This window comes from Oceanobacillus zhaokaii (assembly GCF_003352005.1).
Taxonomy (GTDB): Bacteria; Bacillota; Bacilli; order Bacillales; family Amphibacillaceae; genus Oceanobacillus; species Oceanobacillus zhaokaii.
This window is the reverse complement of record NZ_CP024848.1, coordinates 3,851,573-3,870,253: the sequence shown is the minus strand read 5'-3', so window position 1 is coordinate 3,870,253 and position 18,681 is coordinate 3,851,573. Positions and strand designations below refer to the sequence as shown.

Sequence of the window (18,681 nt, the reverse complement as noted above, 5' to 3'; positions counted from 1 at the left end):
TTCAAAATTAGATTGCACTTTAAATAAACTTCATACTTAGAAGTATACGTGAAAATTACTATTATTAGAATATTACTGGAGGCAAGAAGAAATGCAAGAAATTACAGCAATAGAATTAGCAAAGAAATTAAATGATGGAGAGTCATTAAATATTATCGATGTTCGTGAAGATGAAGAAGTAGCACAAGGGAAAATCCCTGGGGCAACACATATTCCTCTAGGAGAATTACCGGATCGGTTAGATGAGCTAAGCAAAGAGAAGCAATATTACATGGTATGCCGCTCTGGGGCAAGAAGCGGCAGAGCAAGTGCATTTCTAGAAGCTGAGGGCTATGATGCAACCAACATGGCAGGCGGCATGCTTGATTGGGAAGATGAAGTAGAAGTATAAATTTGCATAGCTTTAAAAAGAACTGGATTGGCAGGCTAGCCATCCAGTTCTTTTAATATACTCCCAATCTTCCTTTCATTAATCACAAGGTCTGCATACCGATCCATTTCAGTTCTTTCCTGATTAACAATCACTAATTTGGCACCATTTTCTTTGGCAATCAGCGGAAATTGATTTGCTGGTGTTACCGTTAGAGATGAACCTAAAACAATAAATAAATCCGCTTTTTCCGTTTCAGTCAATGCAAATTGAAACGCTTCTTCTGGCAGGGTTTCACCAAATAATACGATTGATGGACGGAGCACACCACCACAGCTGCAATAGTATTCTTGATTAATATATTCGACACTATCATAAACTTTCCCGCACTTCTGGCAATGGAGCTTTTGTAATGTGCCATGGAGCTCTGCCACTCGTTTACTTCCAGCCTGCTGATGAAAACCATCGACATTTTGTGTAATGATCGACTGGATGATACCCCGCTTTTCCCAATCTGCTAAAATATAGTGTCCCTTGTGGGCGTTGTACTCCTTAACACCAAGGACACGTTCACGGTAAAAATCAATAAATTCATTCACATTTTCATTGAGTGCATTTGTACTCGCAATTTTACTTGGGTCTTTTTTCCTCCATAGACCTTGATTAGAGGAACGAAAATCAGGTAACCCGCTCTCGGTTGACATTCCAGCACCAGTAAAGACCACTGTGTATTTCGCTTCATTTAGAAAGTTTTTTAACATTGTATTTTCCCGCCTTTCTATTTCTAATGATACCCTGTTATTTCATTAATAGTTAATTTAATTGACACGATAGTGATTGATATGGTATTTAAAGTATAGGGATTAGCACTCTAGCTCTTAGAGTGCTAATGGCGAGTATCTTATTTGGAGGAGAGATATCAGTGGCGAAAAAAGAGTTCCAAGCAGAATCAAAAAAATTACTAGATATGATGATTAATTCTATCTATACTCAACGTGAGGTATTCCTAAGAGAGCTTATTTCCAATGCAAGTGATGCAATTGACAAAATCTATTACCGGGCATTAACGGATGATAATCTAAGTTTCAATAAAGAGAATTACTACATAAAAGTAGTTCCGAATAAAGATGAACGTACACTTAAAATCATTGATACGGGAATTGGGATGACGAAAGAGGATTTAGAAAGTAATCTTGGCGTCATCGCAAAAAGTGGTTCCCATACGTTTAAGAGTGAAAATGAAGTTAAAGATGGCCATGATATCATTGGTCAGTTTGGTGTAGGTTTCTATGCAGCGTTCATGGTGTCTGATGTTGTGACGGTTGTAAGTAAATCAATCGATAGTGATGAAGCTTACAAATGGGAGTCTACAGGCTCTGATGGCTATACAATTGAACCTGCTGAGAAAAGCGAAGTCGGAACAGAAATTACACTGAAGATTAAAGAGAGCACAGAAGACGACAACTATGATGAGTTTCTGGAAGAATACCGCTTGAAACAAATTATTAAAAAGTATTCCGATTTCATTCGCTACCCAATTAAAATGGACGTAACGGAAAGTAAGCTTAAAGAAGGTTCTGAGGACGAATATGAAGAGGTAGTCGAAGAGCAAACCGTCAATACGATGGTTCCGATTTGGAAAAAGAACAAGAGTGAGCTTACAGATGAAGATTATGAGAATTTTTACAATGAAAAGCATTATGGTTTCGACAAGCCATTAAAACATATTCATCTAAGTGTTGATGGTACGGTCCGCTATAATGCAATTCTGTTCATCCCAGAGAGCGCACCATATAATTACTATTCACGCGAATATGAAAAAGGCTTAGAGCTATATTCAAGCGGTGTGTTAATCATGGAGAAGAGTCCTGAATTGCTTCCGGATTATTTCAGCTTCGTTAAAGGGATGGTAGATTCAGAAGACTTGTCACTTAATATTTCCAGAGAAATGCTGCAGCATGATAGACAACTGCAAATTATCGCTAAAAATATTAGCAAGAAAATCAAGAGTCAGTTGCTCAGCTTATTAAGAGATGACCGTGAAAGCTATGAGAAGTTCTATCAATCATTTGGCCAACAATTGAAGTTCGGCTTGTATAGCGATTATGGGCAACATAAAGAAGTACTGCAGGACTTAATTCTCTTCTATTCTTCTACGGAAAAGAAAATGGTAACCCTGGAAGAATATGTATCAAGAATGCCTGAAGAGCAGAAGTATATTTATTATGCTACTGGTGATTCCAATGAGCGAATTGACAAGCTTCCACAAACAGAAGTTGTCGCAGATAAAGGCTATGAAATTTTATACTTCACAGAGGAAATTGATGAGTTCGCAATCAAAATGCTAATGAGCTACAAAGAAAAAGAATTTAAATCAGTTTCAAGTGGCGACCTAGGCATTGAAGATGAAGATAAGGATGAAAAAGAGGAAGCAGCAACAGAAAACAAAGACCTATTTGCTGAAATGAAAACTATTTTGGCTGACAAGGTAAAAGATGTACGAGCATCCAAACGATTAAAATCGCATCCAGTTGTTATAACAGCTGATGGAGAAATATCAATTGAGATGGAGAAGGTCATCAATGCAATGCCAGATGATCAAAATATCAAGGCTGATAAAGTATTAGAAATCAACATCAACCACGAAGTTTTCGGTGCATTAAAAGATGCCTTTGCAAATGATCAAGACAAATTGAAGCTGTACACAAACCTGCTCTACAATCAAGCACTCCTTATTGAAGGGCTGCCAATCAATGACCCAGTAGAGTTTACGAATGATATTTGTAAAGTGATGGTCTGAGAAATAGATTGGAAGCAATCTGAGCCTGGTTAGCATGTGCTATCCAGGCTTTTTCAAATGGTATTTCTTTCGCACGAGGATATACAAAAATCGCTCCAGCAATCATTCGCACAAACTAAAAAAGCGCCAAGGACATTTAACAGTCCTTGGCACCTCAAATTACTTCCGATACATTTTAAACTCTAAAAACAACTCATTATAATATGCTAAATTCTTCTTACCTAGGTTATCATACACCTCAAGTTTATCTGTTAACTCTGGTGATGGATAGAAGCGTTCATCATTTACCATTTCTTCTGGCATGTACTTTAATGCTTCCTTGTTTGGTGTTGAATAACTAACATATTCTGTGTTCTGTGCAGCTACTTCAGCATCAAGCATGAAATTAATGAATTGATGTGCACCGTCGATATTTTTTGCTGTTTTAGGAATGACCATATTATCGAACCATAAATTGGATCCCTCTTCAGGTACGGAGTAGTCCAAGTCCTCATTTTCAAACATAATCTCGGATGCATCGCCTGACCAAACAAGTGCTACAGGTGCTTCACCGTTAGCCATCAACAGTTTATTTTCATCACCAACAATAGCCTTGATATTCGGTGTTAATGTATTTAACTTATCCTGTGCTTCCTGTAAGTGAACTTTATTAGTATCATTTAAGGAATAGCCTAGGCTGTTTAAGCCCATACCGATAACTTCGCGGGCACCATCAACTAATAAAATGTCATTTTTTAACTCGGGATCCCAGAGGTCATCCCAGCTCTTGAAATTCATATCAGGAAGCATCTTCGTATTAAAGACAATGCCAACTGTACCCCAGAAGTATGGGACTGAGAATTTATTTCCTGGATCGAAGGCGAGATCCATAAATCGTTCGTCGATGTTTTTCAAGTTTGGAAGCTTTGAATGATCCAATTCTATAAGTAAATCTTCTTCCATCATTTTTTGGACCATATACTCTGATGGCACGGCAACATCATAGGTTGTACCGCCTTGTTGGATTTTCGTCATCATTGCTTCATTTGAATCAAAGGTTTCATAAATGACAGTTATCCCAGTTTCTTCCTCGAACTGATCAATAACCTCCTCATCGATATAGTCACCCCAGTTGTAAACAGTTAACGTGTTGGTTCCTGAGTATCCTGCAGAGGCATTTAATCGATTGATTGCAATTAAGCAAACGATTGAAACAACGAGTACTGCTAAAAATGCCTGAATAAGATTCTTCATCTTCTCATTCCTCCCATACCTTGATTTCCGGCACGTCTGCTAATGTAGTAATAAACAATCACAAGAACGACCGTAACTAAAAAGATAAGTGCAGACAAGGCATTAATATTAAGTGAGATACCTTGACGTGCTAAGGAATAGATTTCAACGGATAATGTAGAAAAACCATTTCCTGTTACGAAGAATGTAACGGCAAAATCATCTAGAGAATACGTTAGCGCCATAAAGAATCCAGCAAATATTCCCGGAGTAATGTACGGCAAGATAACCTTTGTTAATACATTCCAGCGACTTGCGCCAAGATCACGAGCAGCATCAATTAAGGATGGGCTCATTTCCATTAATTTAGGCAGAACCATTAGGACGACAATTGGAATACTAAAGGCAATATGTGATAACAGTACAGAATAGAATCCAAGCTGTATTCCTGCCATCGTAAACAAAATCAGAAATGAAGCACCAATAATAACATCAGGACTAACAATTAGTACATTGTTCAATCCTAGGATCGAATTCTGATTCCTTTTCCGCTTCATCTCACGAATCCCAATTGCCCCAAATACACCGATAATCGTGGAAATTAACGCAGACAATAAGGCAATTACAACGGTGTTCAAGACGATAATCAGCAGTCTTGTATCTGAGAAGAGTTCCTTATACCAATCGAGAGTAAAGCCCTCGAAGCCGCTCATTGTACCCCCGCTATTAAAGGAGTAGAAGATTAAATAAAAAATGGGTGCATAGAGAACGAAAAAGATAATAACTAAAAATAGATTTGCGAATGGTGATGATTTTCTGCTCAACTTATGCACCCCGCTTCCGTATGCCAGTCAGTGAAATAATGACAAACATAATGATGATTAAGAAAACCGCAATTGTTGAACCCATTCCCCAATCCTGAGTAACAAGAAAATGTTGTTCAATCGCTGTACCGAGTGTGATGACGCGATTTCCAGCGATTAATCTTGTCAACATGAACAAGGAAAGTGCTGGAATAAACACGACCTGACAACCCGATTTCACGCCATCAATTGTTAGTGGGAAAACAACACGGCGAAATGTCGTCCATTTTGATGCACCTAAATCATTCGCAGCATCGAGTAATGTTGGATTCAAACTCTCTAATGCATTAAAGATTGGTAAAATCATAAATGGAATAAAAATGTATACTGAAACAAAAACAAAGCTAAAATCAGTAAAGAGTATTTGCTGCGAGCCAATTCCAAGAAATTCCAACAAATTATTTGCAGCACCGTATGTGCCAAAAATCCCGATAAACGCATATGCTTTTAAAAGTAAATTAATCCATGATGGCACGATAATTAATAATAGCCAAAGCTGTTTATGCTTCGTCCTTGTTAAGAAAAGGGCGGTAGGATATGCAACTAAAAGAGATATAACTGTAATTAAAAATGCATACCAAAATGAACTCAACGTCATTTGTAAATAGGTAGACGTAAAGAAGTTCTGGTAATTAACAAGCGAGAAGTTCCCCTCAATATCAAGAAATGAATAGTAGACAACAAGGAGTATCGGCGCAATAACAAAGAAAATTATCCAAAGTGCATATGGAATCATATAGAGATTGCGCGTTACTTTATTTTCCATCTGCTTCCCCCTCCGCATAAGATTCTAAACGACGGTCAAAGTCTTCTTCTGTCTCATTAAAACGCATAACATGAATTGCCTCTGGGCTGAAGTGCAGGCCGATTTTATCGCCAACTTCCGCCTTCTTTGTTGAATGGACAAGCCACTCATTTCCATCGTGGTCGACTCCAGTAATCTCATAGTGGACCCCACGGAATAATTGTGATGTTACTTCAATCTTCAGCATGCCACTATCGAATGAAGTGATTTCTAAATCCTCAGGGCGAATGACGATCTCAATTGGTTCATTTGGATTCATCCCTTGGTCAACACATTCGAATCGTTTTCCACCGAATTCTACTAAAAAGTCTTCAATCATAGTTCCTTTTACAATATTGGATTCACCGATAAAGTCAGCAACGAAACGATTAATCGGTTCATCATATATATCAATTGGGGTACCACTTTGCTGGATTTTCCCCTTATTAAGAACAAATATTTCGTCAGACATTGCAAGTGCTTCTTCTTGATCATGTGTAACGAAGATAAAGGTAATACCAAGTCGTCTTTGTAAATCTCGTAATTCTCCTTGCATTTGATAACGTAATTTCAAGTCAAGTGCAGATAATGGTTCATCAAGTAGAATTACTTCCGGTTCATTGACAATGGCACGTGCAATGGCAACACGCTGTCTCTGACCACCAGACATTTCCTTTATTTCCCGTTGTTCATAACCAAGGAGGTTTACGAAGCTTAGTGCTTCTTTCACCTTTGCTTCTACTTCTGTGTTTTTCATTTTCTTAATTCGTAAGCCAAATGCAACATTCTCAAATACATTTAGATGAGGAAAAAGCGCGTAATCCTGAAAAACCGTATTTACCTGGCGTTTATTGGCTGGAATATTATTTATCTTCTTATTATCAAAGTAAATTTCTCCTGAAGATGCTTCCGTAAAGCCAGCGATTAATCGTAAAATCGTCGTCTTTCCACAGCCTGAAGGACCAAGCAGGGTGTAAAACTTTCCCCGTTCAATCTCAAAACTTACATTGTCCAGCACAACTGGATCATTATCGTATTGCTTTGTCACGTTATTAAACTGAATTATCGTGTTTGTCATCGCAGTACCTCCCCCATGGTTAGTTGGATTATTTAAGTAAATCCTAATTTTTTTTGCTAAAAGTTGATTATTTCTTACAACTTTCGTGCATATCGAAATAATTATACACGAATTGTTTTAAAAAGGTATTAATTTTTTTAGCAGTAAAGAAAGATCATAATTAACGCTATACAAATCTCAGTATTAGCTTCGTTTAATATCCGACTGTTATTCACTAATATTCCTTACTGATTAGCAAATAGGAGTTGCCATATGACAACTCCTCACCTCATTCTTGTACCCTATTTAATAAATTCAAATCTTTTTAAATTACAATGACGGAGGACTATCGGGAATTGCATTAGCAAGGATAATATATATAAGCAGATTAGCAGGTAAGAAAATAAAGATTAGTCTTACTGCAAAAGAAGATATACCGAAGAAGTCAGCTATGCCTCCACAAACTCCTGATATTGATTTATCAGTTGATGATTTCCTTAATTTATTCTTCATGCGATTCCCCCTTTTTAAAACAAAAGGTATTATTAGACGATGATAAAATTAGAGCTGCAATCATTATTTTTTTTCCTCCCTAATTGTATTATAAGGTATATTAATAAACAGTTTCCACTATACTAAGGCAGTTCGGTATTTCGGCATGATTTCTCTGACGTCTTAATTCTACTTAGTAAAGTTTTCGAGTTTTCCAAGCGTACATAAAATATTATTTAAATCGGAATTGAGATGAAAGAACACGGATACCCTCTTTTTCTTAGGGTAAAGTATATAAATACAGGTGAGTTACCAGGTAATTAGGTAATAATGTTGCCCTCATTGTGTTCATTTGACTATGAAATTTTTCCGTATTTGTTAAAAATATAAAGTTATCCTATATTTCCCATAAACCTGCCACAATTGTTTGATAATGTATACTTACCAGGTAGAATAAAAAGTGACGCGGTGTCACTCAAAATATTGACAAGTGACACGGTGTCATTTATTATAGAAGAATAACATGACACTGTGTCACTTCAGAAGAATATGGAGGATGGGCATTGCCGAAACAAACTTTTTTTAACCTACCTGAGAGTAAAAGGCATAATCTGATAGCAGCAGCAGAAAAGGAATTTGCTAGGGCCCCTTTATCTGAAGCATCGATTGCGAATATTGTAAAAGAAGCCTGTATTGCTAGAGGGAGTTTTTACCAATACTTTGAAGACAAAGAGGATGCTTACTTTTTCTTGTTAAATCAACAGATGAAAGAGCGAAACATGCAATTTATTTCTATCTTAAGGGAGAATAATGGTGACATTATTGAATCGATGATAGAAATGTACCATCAATTCCTTATAGTTCTTCCAGATGAGAATGAACGTGACTTTTTTAAAAATGCACTATTGAATGTTACACATAAAATGGAAGATTCGTTTACTTCTATTTTTGAAGGGAATAGTAGTAGTGAGCAAATGAAAGAGGTCACCAATTTAATAAATAAAAATCACTTAAACATATCAGACGATAAGGATGTAATTCGTATCATTAAAATTGTTGCAGCGGTAGCGTTTCGTAACTTTGTTGAGAAATATTCCGGAGAGCTGTCTGATGAGGAAGCAATTAACATCTTTAGAATGGAAATGAATTTATTAAAAAATGGGCTTTATAAGAAAAAATGAAACTATCCATGCATAATAAGTGTATTACAATAAGATCTTCAAAAAATAAATAGAATGGGGTTTGATAGATAAATGACAGTTACAATTTATGGAGCAGCTTGCTCATCTACTCGTAAAGCAAAGCAATGGTTTTCGAAGCATGGAGTTAAATATGTAGAAAGAAATATTATTAAAGACCCATTAACAGTTAGTGAGCTTCAAGGAATACTTAGAATGACAGTTGATGGAACAGATGAGATTATTTCAACGAGATCAAAGATATATAAAGATCTTAATTTAGACATTGAGACACTGCCATTACAAGAATTACTGGAATTAATTCATGAGCATCCGCGATTATTACGTAGTCCGATTATGGTTGATGAGAAGCGATTACAGGTTGGTTATCATGAGGAAGATATTCGTCAGTTCTTACCAAGAAAAACTCGTGAATATCAATGGTTACAATGGCGCTTGAATAGATTGCAGCTTGCAGAAGGTTAAAGAATTCTGGAATGTATGTATCGCTAAAATGAAACAGCTTTACTTACATAGTAAGCGAATTAATCTTCCCTCATTGCTAAGTGCTGATTAACTTGGAGGGATTACATGTACTTGATTGCCGAACAGCAATATGTTAAGGTCGAGCGAATTGTAAGCAGTATCAGCCAAATTGATACAGAGCATCAACGCACCATGTATTTATATAATGAAAAACTTGTCACCAAACACCGTGAGTTCCCGATACAGGATGTAACTGATATGTCCTATCGTTCAATAGGTGGTAAAGGGGGACTCCTCTATGTGCACACTACGAATGGAGTATACTCGTATACTGTAAAAACATCTCCCCTTCCATTTCTGAATGCTTTTAAGAAATATGTTAAAAAATAAGCTAATTCATATTTACCTCAGAATAATCAAAAGCTTAAAGCTAGTTTAGCGACGTACGGACTGGATGTGGCCTAACTTGTCTTATTAATAATAAAGGATACTGTCAATTATCAGGCAGTATCCTTTATTGTGCTCAGAAGGATTCAAAAGATAAGATTCCTCAATCTTCTATTCTTGGAGGTTTTAGAACGTGCAAATACTTTCTAAGTGCAACTAGAGCTATCAACTTAAAACACAGTGATAATCAAGTGAAAGTCCCAATATTGACCAGAACGCATAAGCTATGTTAGTCGATATGAAGGGGTGTAAAGAGATGGGATTGTATATAAATCGGCATATAGATGGTGCTATTTATAAAAACAATAGCGATATCCAGGCACCAAATCAGAAGCTTTTTATTAAGAATCATATGGAGGAAATGATTCAAGAACAACAGAAAGTAAATGCTAGCCTGCATGAATCATTCCAGGGATTGAAGCATATTTATGAAATGCAAGAAAATCGGCAAACGACAAGGTGGATAGAGATTGGTAATAAATTAACTGAACTGCAGGGGATGAACGAGAAGTATACCGAATTAGAAAAGCATTTCATGATGCAAATGAAGAAATTAGAAGAAGATAATAATGGATTAATGAAGTTAATGGAGAACCATCAGCTCTCAGAAGAGCAATTCAATGAACAAGTGCAGAATATAACCATGTCATATGAAAAAATAGGACATAAGCTTACACAATACGGGTCAGCAAATGAACAGATTTCATCAAAGATTGATGAGCAAATCAAGGTTCAGCAACAATTGACAGAAAGAATCTCAACCCAAGATGCTACACAACAGGAAGTGTTGGACAGACTAGATAATCAAGAAGCATTAACAGAGAAAATCTCCAGACAGCTTAGCCATTTCAGATCTGCCCTTTATGAACGAACGAACTTTCTTTCGGAAAAAATAGAACAGACTTCCTCGTATTTGATGAATTTGATAACCGGATCGAATCAAACTACGAATAGATTCATGATGCTTGAAAAAGAAAAAGAGAAGAAAAAATAAAAGGTATGCTTTTATATTGATAAAGGTGAAGCGGTACTAGGCGTTAGTGCCGCTTCTTTTTTGTGTATGGTAGTGCTCCTCTATTTCCTCCGCCTGTTCTTCTGACTCTTTCTTGAATCCTCCCATTCTAAAGGAGGCAACGATTAGGACAATCATAAGCACGAGTCCAAGGTTCCCGATTAAAGGATAGAATAATGCTACAAGCTCGGTAAAGCCGACAAAGCTTAAGGAAAATGCAACAATACCAGTAATGAGTGTAAAAATTTTAAATTTCTTTGTTCCGATTTCAGTAAATCTTGCACTAAATGAGAAGAACATACTTGCAGCAGTATTAAATATCATTCCGAATAAAATTAAACAATAAACCACACCTAAAATAGGAGAAATATCATCTGCAAGCTTTAAGATAGGCATGTCGAAGCTGCCGATAACATCAATTTTTGAGAAAATCATAAAATGACTGACCATGATTAGAACCCCAATTGTAAGCCCACCGATAAGGCCGCCAATTGCCGCTGTTTTCTCATTCTTTTCATCTCCACCCATAACGATCGACATGGAAACACCAACTGCGATGTTAAAGGAGACGTAGTTTATTGCTGAGAAGATCCAGTTTGAAAGTGCGGAATCATGCTGCTTTGCAATTGGATTAAGCTCTGTAAAGGTAGCATCCATTGTCGCTATACTATAGATGAATAGCAGGATAATCGAAATGATTAAAAACGGTGTAATACTCCCAATTACTTGAACAACCCTATTAACGTTAAGTGTTGCTGTCAGTATTACGAGAGCAATTAACAGCAAATTTCCTACAAAAACTGGCAGACCAAATTGCTGATTTAAAATGGATCCACCTCCAGCTATCATAACTACACCAACGCCGAATAAAGTGAATATAATAATATAATCGATAATAGTACCTAGCAATTTCCCGCTAATTTTATGGATTGTATTACGATGAGAAGTTGCTTGCATTCTGCTTCCTAATCTAGTCATCGTCATTCCCATATAAGCAAATAATGCTGCAGAAATGATTGCGCCAACTATTCCAATCATTCCAAAACTAGTGAAATACTGTAAAACTTCCTGCCCGGAGGCGAATCCAGCACCCACGATAATACCTACAAGTGCACTACCTATCTGTAATGTTTTCTTCATAGTATCCTCCGTGTTTTCTGTATTATTGAGTCTTGTCAAATTAATTTTAAAAAGTTACCTATTTACCATCTTAAGGACTTTTGTTTTAGATGGGCATAATCAGAAACCTTAATAGCTAAATCTACGCTTTCTTTTAAATGAATCTTTCAAAGAGACAAAAATATGTTTGTAATTAAAGTGTATCTCTCCCAGATTGAAAGTTCAACAATAATAGGTTATTCGAAAAAAGGTCTACTTTTATGCCTTTTTTGCAATGTGCAGCTTTTCAATTGGATTAGCGAAGTAGTTTTGGGTTTCCCTTCTAACTACTTTAAATAACAGCAACAGACCAATTAAGTTCGGAATAATCATAAGTGCGTTTGTTGTATCGGCAAAAGCCCAGATTACTGATAAGTCGGCTATGGAACCAATATAGGTAGCAGCAAGATAAAGAATGCCGTAAATAGCAACATACTTCACCCCGAATAAATACTCAAAACATTTTGCACCGTAGACATACCAGCCAATAATTGTAGAAAATCCGAAAAATACTACGGAAACGGAAACAATATATTCGCCAGTAACTCCGAGTGTCGAGCCGAATGCGGCACTAGTTAAGGCACCACCTTCAAGGTTAGGATTATGGGTTACACCTGAGAGAAGTCCCCCGGATGGATCCCAGAAGCCAGTTATAACAAGGACAAGTCCTGTCATGGTACAAACGATAATAGTAACAATAAATGTACCTGTCATCGCAACAAGCGCTTGTTTTACCGGATGGGTTGTCTTTGCGTTACCCGCAATCAGTGCAATGGTACCAAGACCTGCCTCATTGGAAAAAATCCCTTTCGAAACTCCGTGCTGGATTGCTTGACTAACAATAGCACCGGAAAATCCGCCTGCTGCAGATACAGGAGTAAATGCGTATTGAAAAATTAGTCCAAAGGCCGGAATAATTTTATCGTAATTCATAGCTATAATTATTAATGAACCACCAATATATAAAATAGCCATGATAGGTACAAACACTCCGGCTACATTACTGATACGTTTCAGGCCACCAAATATAATCAAGCCTGTCAGTAACACGAGAAGTACACCAGTAACCCAGCCAGTTACATGAAAACTGTTATCCATTACATCAGCAATCGTATTCGCCTGTACCCCATTACCTGTTCCTAATGCAGCAAATGCTGCGAAAATGGCAAAAGCGATACCAAGAGGTTTCCACCTTTTACCCAGGCCACGCTCAATATAATACATTGGCCCGCTGGAATATTCACCTTTCTCATTTTTTACACGATATACTTGCGCAAGTAGGGCTTCAGCGTATTTTGTCACCATACCAAGTAGACCGGCAATCCACATCCAAAAGATCGCCCCAGGACCACCAAGCGTAACAGCTGTGGCCACACCAGCGATGTTTCCATTACCAATCATACCGGCAAGTGATGTCATCAGTGCCTTAAAGTTACTGACATCCCCATCTGCTGCAGCATCTTCCTTATCCTTAGTAAATGCTAGTTTGAAAGCATAGCCTAATTTTTTGAACTGAAGTCCCTTTAATATGATTGTAAAAAACAGACCAGTTCCGAGAAGTAAAATTAGACTAGGTGCGCCCCAGAGAAACCCATTAATTTTGTTCAAAATATCTAACACAAATTTCTACCCCCATGTTGTATGTGCAATTCACCAAATAAAAGTGCTCGCTTGTATGAGTGAAATTAAAAGATGAAAAAGCTGTTTTTATAAAACGCTTACATTTATGCGTCCGATAGATGCCTCCCCCTTTCTATAATTCTATCAGAATATTGCAAGGCGGTAATTTGTTAAAAAAGCAAAAAATAGTTTATATAGTTTGTCAAATTGCACAACTCAAAATATATTTGATTCGATGAATATGCTATAATTTAACTAGGAAGGGGGAAACACCATTGATTCATTCACAACTCCGTAATGAAGTTATTTCTGAGATGTTCAAAGATACTTTTGATTCCCCAGATCTTTTAGCAGAACGAATTGGTGAGGCGCTTGAATGTCCTATTACAATTGAAGATTCTAAACATGGCATTATATCCTACAGCAAGCATAAACAAGACATCGATGAGGTTAGAATTGCTACTATTATGAGTAGGAAAGTACCAGATAATATTATTAACAGTCTTTGGAAGAGTGGCGTGATGACCGAACTATTCGAAAGCGACGAACCAGTTATTGTTCCTGCGATAAAAGAGGTCGGTCTTGGTAATCGAGTTGCGGTCTCTATACGAAAAAATAATAAAATACTAGGATTTATTTGGGCACATACTAGTGATAGTTTTCTTGATGAAGAAAAGTTATATATTCTAAAAAAGTCTGCGCAAATTGTTAAGAACCAGCTGCTTCAGAAGCGTATAAAGAAGGTAAAAGAAGAGGAAAATCATCAGGAGTTCTTTTGGCGACTTTTGACGGGTCAACTTAATGAGAAGGAAGTAATAGTTGAGCAAGCTAAAGAGTATGGCATCGAACTTTATGGAAGACAAGCTATTACAGTACTTGAATTTGATTTAGAAATAAGTGAAACAGTTGAAAAGCATATCAATTATTTATTAGAAACCTTACATCGGATTCACGTAGTTTGCCGGTTAATTGACCAAAACCAACTGATATTACTAATAAGACTTAATGACAATAATGATTCAACAATGATTCTAAATCAGTTTCTGAAGCACTTCATCCAAAAGTTGCGTTTACGATTGCCAACTGCCAATGTAAGAGGTTCTAGTGGAGCGATTTATATGAATCCAGAATATATTAAAGATAGCTACCATCAAGCGTTAAAGGTGTTAACACTCAAGGATAAGTTTCCAAAGGAATTACAATTAATTTCTAGTTATCAAGAGTTAGGCATTTATCAGTTTATAGATGAACTTCAAAAAAAGCAGACTCGAGAAAATTACCAAAATCGATCGATTGAAAAGTTAAAGCATTATGATCAACAGAATAATACAGAATTATTAGAAACACTTAAGGTTTATTTGGAATTTGACAGTAATGTGCGTGAAGCAGCAAGTTCTATCCACGTTCACACGAATACATTAAACTATCGGATAAAGCGGATTATCGATATTACCGGCATTGACCTAAAAGACACAAATCAAAAAGTGTGTTTATATCTTGATTTGCAATTGGAAAAGCTAAAGAAAAAGAGTTTGTAGTTTTATACAAATCTTTTGACTATATTTTAGTTTTTTTGATAAACTAAAGTAAATAAACTGGCGCTACAATGGAAGTATATTAAACATTGAGGAGATGTTAAGAATGATTATAGGGGTACCAAGAGAAATAAAGAATAATGAAAATCGTGTAGCAATGACACCGGCTGGAGTTGTCAATCTTGTCAGTGCTGGTCAAGAGGTAATTATTGAAAAAGGTGCGGGACTAGGAAGCAGCTTCACTGACGACGAGTACACGAATTCAGGCGCAAGAATAATTGAAAGCGCTTCAGATGTTTGGGCAGAAGCAGACATGATAATGAAAGTAAAAGAACCACTTGAGTCTGAATATCAATATTTCCGTAAAGGATTAATCCTATTTACTTATCTTCACCTAGCTAATGAACCAGAACTTGCGAAGGCGTTAGTCGAGCATGAAGTTACAGCGATTGCATATGAAACAGTAACAGTAGGCCGTACATTACCACTTCTTACACCGATGAGTGAGGTTGCTGGTCGGATGTCTGTTCAAAAGGGTGCACATTACTTGGAGAAATCCCAAGGAGGCAAAGGCGTTGTATTAAGTGGCATTCCTGGTGTTGGACGTGGAACAGTTACCATTATTGGTGGTGGCGTAGTTGGGGCCAATGCAGCTAAGATTGCTGTTGGACTAGGTGCTAATGTGAACATCATTGACTTGAACCCTGCACGTTTACGAGAATTAGATGATATCTTTGGCGATAGAGTTCAAACATTAATGTCTAATCCATTAAATATTGCGAATGCTGTGAAGGAATCAGATTTAGTTATTGGATCTGTTTTAATTCCGGGTAGGAAAGCTCCTAAACTTGTAACAGAAGAGATGGTTAAATCGATGCAGCCAGGATCTGTTATTGTTGACGTTGCAATCGACCAAGGTGGTAACTTTGAAACGGTCGACCATCCAACGACACACGATGATCCAATTTATGAAAAACACGGTATATTACATTATGCTGTTGCTAATATTCCAGGCGCTGTACCACGTACGGCAACGATTGGTTTAACGAATGTTACCGTTCCATATGCTGTACAAATCGCGAAAAAGGGTGTAGAAGAAGCGATTAAATCAAGTGAACCAATAAAAGCTGGAGTTAATGTGTTAGATGGTAAGATTACATTAAAGGTAGTAGCAGAAGACCTCGGGTATGAATATGTATCTGTTGAAGATGTATTGGCTACACCTAATCACTAATAAGTAGACTAAAAATACCCTTCTCATTTAAAATGGAAGGGTATTTATTTTCTTAAGTAGTTAAGAAAGTATAAAATATTTCTTACTACATAAGTGCAACTAAGTTTTCTTAACAGAATAGTTGGAGGAAAAAAGATGAACCAAGGAAGTTATCGTGACACATGGGCTGAAATATCATTAGACAATATTCAAGATAACGTGAAAACATTTAAGAACTATATTCATAACGATGTGAAACTAATGGCAGTCGTAAAAGCGGATGGGTACGGCCATGGTGCAGTAGAGGTTGCTGAAATTGCGGAAGAAGCCGGTGCTGACTATTTAGCAGTTGCCTTTCTTGACGAAGCAATTCAACTTCGCCAAGCAGGACTTACGTCACCAATTTTAGTTCTTGGCTATACAAAATCATCCGCTGTAGAGGATGCCATTAAGCATAATATTACTTTAACTGTATTTACTTCGGAGGTCGTTGAGAAAATAATAGCAGTCGCCGAAGAGAGGAAGCAGGTGGTTCAAGTCCATGTAAAGATTGATAGTGGCATGAATCGGATTGGAATTAACAATAAGGAAGATGCGCATGCTTTAGTTGATTCAATAGCTTCAGAATATGTATGTTTAGAAGGTATATTTACTCACTTTGCAGATGCGGACAGCATAGATTCCACCTATACAGAGCAACAATTTTCAACGTTTATTGAGATTGTTTCTTATCTGGAGGAGCAAGGAATTGAAATCCCGATCAAGCATTGCTGCAATAGTGCAGCAACCATTGCTTTTCCGGAGATGCATCTTGATATGGTTAGGGTTGGTATAAGTCTATATGGCCTGTATCCTAGTGAGCATTTGCTGGAAAAGATTTCATTAAAACAAGCGATGAGCTTAAAAACGAAAGCAATCTTTATAAAAAATGTTGCGGCAGGTCAGCCAATAAGTTACGGATGCACCTTCACCCCTCAGGAGGAAGCAATCATTGCAACGATGCCAATCGGCTATGCAGATGGACTCTCAAGGGCGTTATCTAGTAAGGGAGCTGTGACAATTAGAGGAGAGAAAGCACCGATCGTTGGTCGTGTGTGCATGGACCAAACGATGATTGATGTAACTGCATTTGATCAATTTCATCAAGAGGATATTATTACAATTTTCGGTGAACCAAGTGAAGGATATATTTCATTAGCAGAAGTGGCAGAACAAATGAATACTATTCACTATGAAACGGCATGCTTGATTGGTAAGCGGGTACCAAGGGTCTATATTCATAATGGAAAGGTAATCAAGGAACAGGGTTTACTAAAATATTGAAATATTGATAAAGAAGACTGATGAAATAAAATCAGTCTTCTTTCTTAGGCAGATAGGAAAAAGTTTCATTATAAAAGTACAACTAAAGCCTGGTAAAACCCTGGTTTTCTAAACTTAAGAGAAAGGAACCGCTGCAGCATTAGCTATTGCGAAAGGTTGGAAGGATCTAATTGGTCCAATATTAATCGTAGGAACTTTCGGGTATATTATTGGAAACTACGTTGGTACAATACTCGGATACTGGTTTGCAGGTTTCATGTAACAACAATGACTCTTCTTTTTAGGTTGCCCTACTGAAATTGGGCAACCTAATTTTATTCTCTAAAATAGCTGGTTTTCCTCAAGACCTTCTAAGTCGACAATTTGCTCGTGATTCATTGAATCAAGTGGAAAGATGGTTGCTGTTTCGTTTCCATCCTGTACGGCTTTGATAAAAACGGGGATTCCATGATAATTAACGTTAATCATCGCAATTGATTCGACAATTTCTTGTGCACGCTGCTTATCCATACTGTCCTCCTTTTCCTATGGCATATTCTAGTTTGTGTATGAAAGATAGAACGATACGAGGATTATGTACCCATTTTTTCTATAGCAGGTCTCAGTAATGAAAAAGCTTGCAGAGAAGCATATTCTCTACAAGCTAATACGGAGGTTTTACCAGTTGTCCCTATGTCTACGGCAACGTCGTCTACGATCGTCTTCAAAAATAACTTCATCTGCGCGGATAAAGACATCATCCACATCAAAGAATCTTCTGCGTCTACGATCACTGCGTCTACAATCAGTGCGTCTACGATCAGTGCGTCTACGATCAGTGCGTCTACGATCAGTGCGTCTGCGATCAGTGCGTCTACGATCACTGCGTCTACAATCACTGCGTCTATGATCACTACGTCTACGATCACTGCGACGGCGGTCTTCTTCTACAAAAACTCTATCAGCGTCAATGAAAATATCACTTCTTCTGCGATCACTGCGTCGATTGCTTCTAAAGGTTGACATTTAGCATCCCTCCTTTTCACGTTATACTTTAAAATATGCTACGATTAAAACAGTGAATAGACTGGAGTATCACCTTTGTAGAAAATATACGAATGCCTGTGATTCAAATGTTCTATTTTCAATGGC

General features: G+C 37.2%; 19 protein-coding genes and 1 pseudogene. 10 read left to right on the top strand and 10 right to left on the bottom strand.

Features of this window, described 5'->3' with window-relative positions; all coding sequences use genetic code 11:
- Window positions 1-91: 91 nt before the first annotated feature.
- Window positions 92-391 carry a rhodanese-like domain-containing protein gene (locus tag CUC15_RS18900; RefSeq protein WP_114918147.1) on the top strand — a complete coding sequence of 100 codons (300 nt, stop codon included), beginning with the start codon at window positions 92-94 and terminating at the stop codon, window positions 389-391.
- A 35-nt stretch (window positions 392-426) separates the two neighbouring features.
- On the opposite strand, the gene CUC15_RS18895 is transcribed toward CUC15_RS18900, so the two are convergent.
- Entirely contained in the window at window positions 427-1,131 is a 705-nt protein-coding gene (locus CUC15_RS18895) for an NAD-dependent protein deacylase (protein ID WP_114918146.1), read from the bottom strand.
- Window positions 1,132-1,292: 161 nt separating this feature from the next.
- Between CUC15_RS18895 and htpG the strand changes: the two genes are divergently transcribed.
- Entirely contained in the window at window positions 1,293-3,170 is a 1,878-nt protein-coding gene (gene htpG, locus CUC15_RS18890; protein WP_114918145.1) for a molecular chaperone HtpG, read from the top strand.
- A gap of 159 nt (window positions 3,171-3,329) precedes the next feature.
- Here htpG and CUC15_RS18885 read toward each other — a convergent pair whose 3' ends face one another.
- The 5 genes from CUC15_RS18885 to CUC15_RS18865 all read right to left on the bottom strand — a co-directional run bounded on the left by CUC15_RS18885 (window position 3,330) and on the right by CUC15_RS18865 (window position 7,599).
- On the bottom strand, window positions 3,330-4,403 hold the full coding sequence (locus CUC15_RS18885; protein WP_114918144.1) for an ABC transporter substrate-binding protein: 1,074 nt from the start codon (window positions 4,401-4,403) through the stop codon (window positions 3,330-3,332).
- On the bottom strand, window positions 4,400-5,206 hold the full coding sequence (locus CUC15_RS18880; RefSeq protein ID WP_114918143.1) for an ABC transporter permease: 807 nt from the start codon (window positions 5,204-5,206) through the stop codon (window positions 4,400-4,402). The genes CUC15_RS18885 and CUC15_RS18880 overlap by 4 nt, the downstream gene beginning before the upstream one ends.
- Window position 5,207: 1 nt before the next feature.
- Entirely contained in the window at window positions 5,208-6,011 is an 804-nt protein-coding gene (locus tag CUC15_RS18875; RefSeq protein WP_114918142.1) for an ABC transporter permease, read from the bottom strand.
- Window positions 6,001-7,107 carry an ABC transporter ATP-binding protein gene (locus tag CUC15_RS18870; RefSeq protein WP_114918141.1) on the bottom strand — a complete coding sequence of 369 codons (1,107 nt, stop codon included), beginning with the start codon at window positions 7,105-7,107 and terminating at the stop codon, window positions 6,001-6,003. The genes CUC15_RS18875 and CUC15_RS18870 overlap by 11 nt, the downstream gene beginning before the upstream one ends.
- A gap of 309 nt (window positions 7,108-7,416) precedes the next feature.
- Window positions 7,417-7,599, bottom strand: coding sequence for a PspC domain-containing protein (locus CUC15_RS18865; protein WP_114918140.1), 183 nt, complete (start codon window positions 7,597-7,599; stop codon window positions 7,417-7,419).
- A gap of 542 nt (window positions 7,600-8,141) precedes the next feature.
- Here CUC15_RS18865 and CUC15_RS18860 point away from each other — a divergent pair.
- The 4 genes from CUC15_RS18860 to CUC15_RS18845 all read left to right on the top strand — a co-directional run bounded on the left by CUC15_RS18860 (window position 8,142) and on the right by CUC15_RS18845 (window position 10,683).
- Complete coding sequence (locus tag CUC15_RS18860) at window positions 8,142-8,759, top strand: TetR/AcrR family transcriptional regulator (RefSeq protein WP_114918139.1); 618 nt, start codon at window positions 8,142-8,144, stop codon at window positions 8,757-8,759.
- Between the two features lie 72 nt (window positions 8,760-8,831).
- The gene (locus CUC15_RS18855; protein WP_114918138.1) at window positions 8,832-9,242 is read left to right on the top strand and encodes a Spx/MgsR family RNA polymerase-binding regulatory protein; all 411 of its coding nucleotides are present in this window, start codon (window positions 8,832-8,834) and stop codon (window positions 9,240-9,242) included.
- 105 nt (window positions 9,243-9,347) lie between these two features.
- Complete coding sequence (locus CUC15_RS18850) at window positions 9,348-9,632, top strand: hypothetical protein (protein WP_114918137.1); 285 nt, start codon at window positions 9,348-9,350, stop codon at window positions 9,630-9,632.
- A gap of 313 nt (window positions 9,633-9,945) precedes the next feature.
- The gene (locus CUC15_RS18845; RefSeq protein ID WP_114918136.1) at window positions 9,946-10,683 is read left to right on the top strand and encodes a hypothetical protein; all 738 of its coding nucleotides are present in this window, start codon (window positions 9,946-9,948) and stop codon (window positions 10,681-10,683) included.
- A 36-nt stretch (window positions 10,684-10,719) separates the two neighbouring features.
- Here the strand turns inward: CUC15_RS18845 and CUC15_RS18840 are convergent, their stop codons facing one another.
- A complete protein-coding gene (locus tag CUC15_RS18840; RefSeq protein ID WP_114918135.1) occupies window positions 10,720-11,841 on the bottom strand; it encodes a YkvI family membrane protein in 1,122 nt (373 codons plus the stop codon).
- Window positions 11,842-12,078: 237 nt separating this feature from the next.
- Window positions 12,079-13,479, bottom strand: a complete 1,401-nt coding sequence (locus tag CUC15_RS18835; protein ID WP_114918134.1) for an alanine/glycine:cation symporter family protein — start codon at window positions 13,477-13,479, stop codon at window positions 12,079-12,081.
- A 275-nt stretch (window positions 13,480-13,754) separates the two neighbouring features.
- Here CUC15_RS18835 and CUC15_RS18830 point away from each other — a divergent pair, with 275 nt between their 5' ends.
- The 4 genes and pseudogenes from CUC15_RS18830 to CUC15_RS18815 all read left to right on the top strand — a co-directional run.
- Complete coding sequence (locus tag CUC15_RS18830; protein WP_242985903.1) at window positions 13,755-15,017, top strand: PucR family transcriptional regulator; 1,263 nt, start codon at window positions 13,755-13,757, stop codon at window positions 15,015-15,017.
- A gap of 103 nt (window positions 15,018-15,120) precedes the next feature.
- Window positions 15,121-16,248 carry an alanine dehydrogenase gene (ald, locus tag CUC15_RS18825; RefSeq protein ID WP_114918133.1) on the top strand — a complete coding sequence of 376 codons (1,128 nt, stop codon included), beginning with the start codon at window positions 15,121-15,123 and terminating at the stop codon, window positions 16,246-16,248.
- Between the two features lie 135 nt (window positions 16,249-16,383).
- Window positions 16,384-17,550 carry an alanine racemase gene (alr, locus tag CUC15_RS18820; RefSeq protein WP_114918132.1) on the top strand — a complete coding sequence of 389 codons (1,167 nt, stop codon included), beginning with the start codon at window positions 16,384-16,386 and terminating at the stop codon, window positions 17,548-17,550.
- A 127-nt stretch (window positions 17,551-17,677) separates the two neighbouring features.
- A pseudogene (locus tag CUC15_RS18815) lies at window positions 17,678-17,812 on the top strand (DUF819 family protein); the annotation flags it as partial.
- Between the two features lie 59 nt (window positions 17,813-17,871).
- On the opposite strand, the gene CUC15_RS18810 reads toward CUC15_RS18815, so the two are convergent.
- Window positions 17,872-18,060 carry an H-type small acid-soluble spore protein gene (locus CUC15_RS18810; RefSeq protein WP_114918131.1) on the bottom strand — a complete coding sequence of 63 codons (189 nt, stop codon included), beginning with the start codon at window positions 18,058-18,060 and terminating at the stop codon, window positions 17,872-17,874.
- A gap of 62 nt (window positions 18,061-18,122) precedes the next feature.
- On the bottom strand, window positions 18,123-18,458 hold the full coding sequence (locus CUC15_RS18805) for a hypothetical protein (RefSeq protein WP_114918130.1): 336 nt from the start codon (window positions 18,456-18,458) through the stop codon (window positions 18,123-18,125).
- Between the last annotated feature and the right edge of the window lie 223 nt (window positions 18,459-18,681).